At 70.9% G+C, this 7,159-nt stretch carries 9 protein-coding genes; 8 read left to right on the top strand and 1 reads right to left on the bottom strand.

Annotated elements, in window-relative coordinates:
- Positions 1-124 precede the first annotated feature (124 nt).
- From KDK95_RS25065 to KDK95_RS25055, 3 genes are all read left to right on the top strand, one after another.
- On the top strand, positions 125-499 hold the full coding sequence (locus KDK95_RS25065) for a VOC family protein (RefSeq protein WP_212520734.1): 375 nt from the start codon (positions 125-127) through the stop codon (positions 497-499).
- A gap of 165 nt (positions 500-664) precedes the next feature.
- Positions 665-1,408 carry a hypothetical protein gene (locus KDK95_RS25060; protein ID WP_212520733.1) on the top strand — a complete coding sequence of 248 codons (744 nt, stop codon included), beginning with the start codon at positions 665-667 and terminating at the stop codon, positions 1,406-1,408.
- A gap of 25 nt (positions 1,409-1,433) precedes the next feature.
- Positions 1,434-1,856 (top strand): hypothetical protein, encoded by a 423-nt coding sequence (locus tag KDK95_RS25055; protein WP_212520732.1) that lies wholly within the window; start codon positions 1,434-1,436, stop codon positions 1,854-1,856.
- Positions 1,857-1,908: 52 nt separating this feature from the next.
- Here the strand turns inward: KDK95_RS25055 and KDK95_RS25050 are convergent, their stop codons facing one another.
- Entirely contained in the window at positions 1,909-2,418 is a 510-nt protein-coding gene (locus tag KDK95_RS25050; protein ID WP_212520731.1) for a GNAT family N-acetyltransferase, read from the bottom strand.
- Positions 2,419-2,559: 141 nt separating this feature from the next.
- Here KDK95_RS25050 and KDK95_RS25045 point away from each other — a divergent pair, with 141 nt between their 5' ends.
- The 5 genes from KDK95_RS25045 to KDK95_RS25025 all read left to right on the top strand — a co-directional run bounded on the left by KDK95_RS25045 (position 2,560) and on the right by KDK95_RS25025 (position 7,151).
- Positions 2,560-3,036 (top strand): hypothetical protein, encoded by a 477-nt coding sequence (locus KDK95_RS25045; protein WP_212520730.1) that lies wholly within the window; start codon positions 2,560-2,562, stop codon positions 3,034-3,036.
- A 115-nt stretch (positions 3,037-3,151) separates the two neighbouring features.
- On the top strand, positions 3,152-4,372 hold the full coding sequence (locus tag KDK95_RS25040; protein WP_307844640.1) for a PucR family transcriptional regulator: 1,221 nt from the start codon (positions 3,152-3,154) through the stop codon (positions 4,370-4,372).
- Between the two features lie 78 nt (positions 4,373-4,450).
- Positions 4,451-5,644 carry an ACP S-malonyltransferase gene (locus tag KDK95_RS25035; RefSeq protein WP_212520729.1) on the top strand — a complete coding sequence of 398 codons (1,194 nt, stop codon included), beginning with the start codon at positions 4,451-4,453 and terminating at the stop codon, positions 5,642-5,644.
- A 151-nt stretch (positions 5,645-5,795) separates the two neighbouring features.
- Entirely contained in the window at positions 5,796-6,800 is a 1,005-nt protein-coding gene (locus tag KDK95_RS25030) for a beta-ketoacyl-ACP synthase III (protein WP_212520728.1), read from the top strand.
- Positions 6,801-6,905: 105 nt separating this feature from the next.
- A complete protein-coding gene (locus tag KDK95_RS25025) occupies positions 6,906-7,151 on the top strand; it encodes an acyl carrier protein (RefSeq protein WP_212520727.1) in 246 nt (81 codons plus the stop codon).
- The last annotated feature ends 8 nt before the right edge of the window (positions 7,152-7,159 follow it).

The raw sequence follows: 7,159 nt of genomic DNA, 5'->3' as shown, positions 1-7,159 counted from the left end.
ACCCACCCCCACCTCCCGTTCTCGGAACCCGAACGAATCGTGCCTTAAAGTCTCGACCCACCCAACTAAAAAATGATAGCTTGATGTCGAGATAGTTGATGTCGAGAGATCAGAGGGCGGCGAGATGACCGCGGACTTCTCCTTCGAGCAGGTCGATCACGTGCAGCTGGCGATCCCGGCGGGCGGCGAGGTCGCGTGCCGGGTCTTCTGGGGTGGACTGCTGGGACTGGCAGAGGTGCCCAAGCCGCCGGTGCTGGCCCCGCGCGGCGGCTGCTGGTTCGACGGGCCCGGCTTCCAGGTCCACCTCGGCGTCGAGGCCGGCTTCCGGCCCGCGCGCAAGGCCCACCCGGGCTTCCGCATCCGCGGCATCAGGGCCCTGGCAGACCGCCTGGCGTCCGCCGGATACCCGGTGACCTGGAGCGACGAGGTGCCGGGCCAGGACCGTTTCCACACCGCCGACCCCTTCGGCAACCGGCTGGAGTTCCTCGCACCGCACTGACGGGTGCGCGCCGGAAAGCGCACTGACAGAGAACCTGCACTGACCTGACAGACCCCTGCACTGACAGAGAACCTGCACTGACGTAGAACCGCACTGACAGCGACTTGCGTGCCGGCAGAGAGCAGTACTCGCAGAACTGTCGCAGGGTTTCGATACGCTGGCGCGGTGCCGACCGTACGCCTCGCCGAGGGGCTCGCTCTCGCCGTCCTGCTGCCGTTCTGCTTCGTGCGGGTGCGTCGCTCGGACGCGGCGACCGGCCTGTTCACCGCGGTCTACGCCGGCTACGCGATCCTGCCGATGTACGACCGCTGGCAGGCCTGGCTCGCCGCCCTGCTCGCCGCCTGCTGCGCGGTACTCGCCCGGCGCGGCCTGGTGACGCAGCCGGTCAGGACCGCGCCGGACCCCGACATCGCGCCGCCGACGCCGCTCGACCGGCTCATATCCGCGATACGCAACCCGATCCTGCTGCTCGCGCTGCCCGCCGTCTTCGGCGCCGTCGCGCTCGGCGGGGTCGGGCTCTGGCACGCGCTCTGGCACGGACTGCTCGACGACCGGCTCGCGGTCACCGTGAACGGCACCGCGGCCGCCGTCTTCGTCGGCGGACTGGTGACCGGATTGATTCTCCGCCGCTTCTCCAGCGTCACCATCGGGCGCGCCCAAGCGGTTCTCGGCGCCGGAACGCTACTGGGCTGGCTCGAACGTATGCTCTATTTTTCATTCCTTCTCGCCGGTCAGCCGACCGCCGCCGCATTCGCCCTCACCGCGAAATCCGCCGCGCGTTTCCCGGCACTGCAGCGGGAGGAGGAGGGATTGGCCGAGTACTACCTCATCGGCAGCCTCTCCAGCCTGGTCGTGGCAGCGGTGACGGCCCTGCTCACGAGGCTGGCATTGGGAATGGCCGCACTCTGAGCCGGAAATGCCGCATGATGGATGCATGGCGCTTTCCGAACGCAGGCTCTTCCGCCTTCTCGAGAAACTGGCGCTTCCGTCGGGTGACTATGTCGTGACGGGAAGCGGCCCGTTGCTCGCGCACGGATTGAAGGCCTCCATCCACGATCTGGATCTCGTCGCGCGCGGAAAGGCGTGGGAAATGGCGGAGACCCTCGGACCGGTCGTCGGCTCCCAGTCCGGATTCGGCCGCCGGATCGCCCTGGACCACGGCGCGATCGAGGTCTTCGACCACTGGGTCGGCGGGCTCACCGACGTGGACGCGATCATCGACGGCGCCGAGTTGATCGACGGCATCCCGTTCATGTCGCTCAAGGACACGCTGATCTGGAAGCGCGGCCTCGGCCGGGCGAAGGACCTCGCCGACGTGCGGCTGATCGAGGAGTACCTCTCGGTCCCGGCGCGCTAGGCCGTTTCTTCGAGCTATCGCCGGGTCCGCGGCGCCTGCCAGGCACGGGACACTAGCCCGCCGCGTTCCCCGGTTCCGTCGCCAGCTCCAGCGACATGGTGATGTTGGTCGGGACGAAGCCGAGCGATGTATACAGCTCGCGCGCCACGGTGTTGTGTCCGAAGACGTGCAGGCCGACGCTGGCGGCGCCGAGTTCGCGGGCGCGTTCGGCGGCGGCGAGCATCGCGGCACGGCCGTAGCCCTTGCCGCGGTGCTCGGCGTCGACGATGAAGTCGTAGACGAACGCCTCGCGCTTGTCGGCCTTGGGCCGCAGGCAGATCCAGATCGTGCCGACGGCGCCGCCGCTCGCCGCGTCGCGCACCGTGTAGAGCAACTGGCCCCGGGTGGCGAGCCCGTCCGGGAGCAGGATGGCGAACTGGCTCTTGGCCAGCTCCAGCGCCTCCTGCCGGGTCCATCGTCCGGCCGCCACGTTGTCCTCGGCGAGCCCGCGGACGGAGGGCGGCACCCAGGCCTCGAACTCCGCTTCGGTCATCGGATCCAGGGTGACGGTCGGCGCGCTCATGGCACGGAGTCTAGAAGCGGGGAACGCGAGACGGTGCGGCCGCGTCGAAGGGCTATGAGATCGAAGGTTCGCACAGCCCTACTCACCGTCGCCGCGTGTGCCGCTGCCGGCTCCCTGGCAGCCTGCGGAAGCACGAACGCCGTGTCCGTGGTCTCCGCGAAGACGACCGCCGCGACTCCGACCACCGCCTCGTCCTCATCCACCCGCCCGGCCAAGCCCGCGAGCGAGCGGGTACCGGACAGCAAGATCCTCACCGTCACGCTCCAGCTCGTGCCCGGATCGACGGTTTCGAGCTCGAGCACGCACAGTGTCACGATCACCGACTCCGCGAAGATCGCGCAGATCGCCGGCACGATCAACGCGCTTCCGACGCTCCCGAGCTATCCGAAGACGTACTGCCCGATGCAGATCGACGGCCCGTACCTGGTGCTCGTCTTCCGCGACTCGGCCTCGGGGCCGGTGCTCGCGCAGGTGAGACTCGGCACGGAGCCGACCGGCCGGTGCTCCGGCGGCGTGCAGGTCATCGTGAACGGGACCGTGGAGCCGCAGCTCGACGACGCCGCGCAGCCTAAGCTGTACTCGGAGTTGATGCAGAGCGCCGGTCTGAGCGTCCGCTGACGCGCATCAAGCCGTGCTCCGGAGTCCGTCGGCCTGACGTGCGGGTGGATCGGAGGCGAGCGGCGGTCTCGGCCCATCGCGCTGGAACGGGTCGCGGATCTGCGAGAGTAGAGCCGTGGACACCTCGCGCGAGACGCAGCACAGGGACAGCCGGGCTGACACCGTACGTCGGCTCGAGAAGGCCACCGGCAGCCTCGCGGCAGCGGCCATCGCGCGGATGGAGGAGAAGTTCTCCTGGTACCGCAACATGCCGCCGGAGAACCGTTCCTGGGTCGGCCTCGTCGCACAGGCCGGAATCGCCGCGTTCACCGAGTGGTTCCGGCACCCGGACCAGAAGGCCGCCGTCTCGGCCGACGTCTTCGGCACCGCGCCGCGCGAGCTGACCCGCGCCGTCTCCCTGCAGCAGACCGTGCAGATGGTGCGCACGACGATAGAAGTGGTCGAGGACCGCATCGACGACGGGCTCACCGAGACACCCGAGGAGAGCCGCATCCTGCGCGAGGGGATGCTCCGCTACTCCCGCGAGATCGCCTTCGCCACCGCGCAGATCTACGCCCAGACCGCCGAGCTGCGCGGTGCCTGGGACGCCCGGCTCGAGGCGCTGATCGTGGACGCGGTGCTGCGCGGCGAGGAGGACGACGCGCTGCTCTCCCGGGCCTCGACGCTCGGCTGGGCCGCGCGTACCGACATCACCGTCATGGTCGGCCTCGCCCCGAACGACGATCCGGAGGCCGTGGTCGACGGCATGCACCGGGCCGGTCGGCACCGGCCGGTCGCGGGCTACGACGGCCCGGGCCTGTCGGTGCTCGCCGGCGTGCAGGGCGACCGGCTGATCGCGGTCGTCGGCGGCGTGACCGGCGACCCGGTCGTCGTGCTGCGCGCGCTGGCGGGCCAGTTCGCGCCGGGACCGGTGGTGATAGGCCCGGTGGTCGGCGAGCTGACCGCCGCCTCGCGCTCCGCCGAGGCCGCGCTCTCCGGCCTGCGCGCCGCCGTCGCCTGGCCGGACGCGCCGCGCCCGGTGCTCGCCGACGACCTGCTGCCCGAGCGCGCGGTCGCCGGGGACGAGCTGGCCAGGGCGTGCCTGCTGGAGGAGATCTACAGACCCCTCGCGGAGGCCGGCTCGGCTCTGCTGGAGACGCTCTCGGTCTACCTGGAGCAGGCGGCGAGCCTCGAGGCGGCCGCGCGGATCCTGTTCGTGCACCCCAACACGGTCCGCTACCGGCTCAGACGGGTGACCGACATCACAGGCTTGACGCCGTCGCAGGCGCGCAGCGCGTTCACCCTGCAGATCGCCCTGGTCCTGGGCCGCTTGGCGGAGGCCGCGAAGCCTTTGTAGGGATTCCACAGGACCGTCGCTAGATCTTCGTGCCTGCCGTGGCAGCCGTACGGGGCCCGCGCACGGCAAGGTGGAAGGGTGCTCGTTCTCGTCGCTCCCGGCCAGGGTGCCCAGACCCCTGGCTTTCTCACGCCCTGGCTCGACGTCCCCGGCGTCGCCGACCGGATCACCTGGTGGTCCGCGGTCGCCGATCTGGACCTGGTGCACTACGGCACCGAGGCCGACGCCGACACGATCCGCGACACCGCCATCGCCCAGCCGCTGCTGGTCGCCTCCGGCATCGCCGCGGCCCTCGCCCTGTTCCCGCACCCGGCCGAGGCCTTCGGCCAGGTCGGCGCAGTGGCCGGCCACTCCGTCGGCGAGCTGACCGCCGCGGCCGGCGCCGGCGCGATCACCGCCGAGTCCGCGATGACCCTGGTGCGCGAGCGCGGCCGGGCCATGGCCGGGGCCGCCGCCGTCACCCGCACCTCGATGACCGCCGTCCTCGGCGGCGACGCGGACGCGGTCCTCGCCAAGATCGCCGAGCACGGCCTGACCCCGGCCAACAACAACGGCCCCGGCCAGATCGTCGCCGCCGGCACCGTGGACCAGCTCGCCGCCTTCGAGGCCGACCCGCCCGCGGGCGCCCGGCTGCGCGCCCTGTCCGTCGCCGGAGCCTTCCACACCGAGCACATGGCCCCGGCCGTCGACCGGCTGGCCCAGCTCGCCAAGGGCGTCACCACGCACGACCCGCGCGTGCCCTACATCTCGAACCGGGACGGCCAGGTCGTCCACTCGGGCACCGAGATCGTGAACCGGATCGTCAGCCAGATCGCCAGCCCGGTCCGCTGGGACCTGTGCATGGAGACGATGCGCGAGCTCGGCGTCACCGGCATCCTCGAGGTCCCGCCGGCCGGCACGCTCACCGGCATCGCCAAGCGCGCGCTCAAGGGCGTGGAGACCTTCGCCCTGAAGACGCCGGACCAGCTCGACGCCGCGCGCGAGTTCGTCGGCAACCACGCGGAGCCCGCGCACAACCCGCTCAACAGCGCGCCGACCTGGCGGCTGCTGGTCGCGCCGTTCTCCGGCACCGTGCAGCGCGGCAACGTCGCGGTCGGCGCCGAGCTCTCCCCCGGCGAGCACGCGGTGACCGTCGTCTCCCGCAGCGAGGAGCAGAAGCTGATCGCCGAGCACGGCGGCACCGTCATCGAGTGGCTCGTCGAGGACGGCGACCCGGTCTCCCCGGGCCAGCCGCTCGTCCGCATCCACCCGAAGGCAGAGGCATCCGTATGAGCGGGCTGGTCCGCATCCACACTGTGCAGAAGGGCCGAGGCAGCCGTATGAGCAGGCTCGTCCGCATCCACACTGTGCATAAGGGCCGAGGCAGCCGTATGAGCGGGCTCGTCCGCATCCACACCGTGCAGAAGGCCGAGGCCACCCACTGATGCCCAAGCAGATACAGTCCCCGGCCGGGCCCGCGCACGCCCGCATCCTCGGCGTCGGCGGCTACCGGCCCTCCCGGGTCGTCACCAACGAGCAGATCTGCCAGGTGATCGACTCCACCGACGAGTGGATCACCACCCGCACCGGGATCAAGGAGCGGCGCTGGGCCACGGCCGAGGAGACCGTCGGCATGATGTCCGTCAGCGCGGCCGGCAAGGCGCTGGCCGCCGCGGGCATCGAGCCGGAGCAGCTCGGCCTCGTGATCATCTCGACCGTCACGCACCTCGCGCAGACCCCGTCGCTGGCCGCGATCGTCGCCAACGAGCTCGGCGCCGTCAACGCCGCAGCGTTCGACGTCTCGGCCGCGTGCGCGGGCTTCTGCCACGGCCTGGCCCTGGCGCAGGACGCGGTGCGCGGCGGCTCGGCCGAGTACGTGCTCGTCATCGGCGTCGAGCGGCTCTCCGACCTGACCGACATGAACGACCGCTCCACGGCGTTCATCTTCGGCGACGGCGCGGGCGCGGCCGTGGTCGGCCCCTCGGACACCCCGGCCATCGGCCCGGTGGTCTGGGGCGCGGACGGCGCGCAGTACGAGGCGATCGGCCAGACCTTCTCCTGGGACGCGCTGCGCGAGCAGCCCGAGCTCGGCTTCCCGGCGCTGCGGATGAACGGCCAGCAGGTCTTCCGCTGGGCGTCCTACCAGATGGTGCCGGTGGCCAAGAAGGCCCTGGAGAAGGCCGGGATCACCGCGGAGGACCTCGACGCGTTCATCCCGCACCAGGCGAACATGCGCATCACCGACGCGATGATCAAGGCCCTGAAGCTCCCGGACAACGTGCCGGTGGCCAGGGACATCGCGCGCACCGGCAACACCTCGGCCGCCTCGATTCCGCTCGCGATGGAGCGGATGCTCGAGGAGGGCGAGGCCCCGCACGGCGGGCTCGCACTGCTCATCGGCTTCGGCGCCGGGCTGGTCTACGCGGCCCAGGTCGTCCAGCTGCCGTAGCCCTCCGCAGGGCGCGGACCCGCAGATTGTAGGCTTTCCCAGTCCCCAGGCCGAGACCGCACGGTAACGGCCGTCACCGCAGCATCACAGGTTAAGGAGCCGGTCATGGCCACCCAGGAAGAGATCCTCTCGGGGCTCGCCGAGATCGTCAACGAGGTCGCGGGAATCGACGTCGAGGACGTTCAGCTCGACAAGTCCTTCACCGAGGACCTCGACGTCGACTCGCTGACCATGGTCGAGGTCGTCGTCGCGGCCGAGGACAAGTTCGGCGTCAAGATCCCGGACGAGGAGGTCAAGAACCTCTCGACCGTCGGCGACGCCGTCAGCTACATCGCGTCGCACGCGGGCTGACCCCGCGG

Source organism: Actinospica acidithermotolerans (genome assembly GCF_018139625.1).
In the GTDB taxonomy this organism is placed as follows: Bacteria; Actinomycetota; Actinomycetes; order Streptomycetales; family Catenulisporaceae; genus Actinospica; species Actinospica acidithermotolerans.
This window is presented reverse-complemented; position numbering and strand designations above follow the sequence as displayed.

What these genes read in the sequence shown, in the direction of transcription:
- KDK95_RS25065 (WP_212520734.1), top strand. Translation starts at nt 125, where the DNA reads ATGACCGCGGACTTCTCCTTCGAGCAGGTCGATCACGTGCAGCTGGCG.
- KDK95_RS25055 (WP_212520732.1), top strand. Translation starts at nt 1,434, where the DNA reads ATGGCGCTTTCCGAACGCAGGCTCTTCCGCCTTCTCGAGAAACTGGCG.
- KDK95_RS25050 (WP_212520731.1), bottom strand. Translation starts at nt 2,418, where the DNA reads ATGAGCGCGCCGACCGTCACCCTGGATCCGATGACCGAAGCGGAGTTC.
- KDK95_RS25030 (WP_212520728.1), top strand. Translation starts at nt 5,796, where the DNA reads ATGCCCAAGCAGATACAGTCCCCGGCCGGGCCCGCGCACGCCCGCATC.
- KDK95_RS25025 (WP_212520727.1), top strand. Translation starts at nt 6,906, where the DNA reads ATGGCCACCCAGGAAGAGATCCTCTCGGGGCTCGCCGAGATCGTCAAC.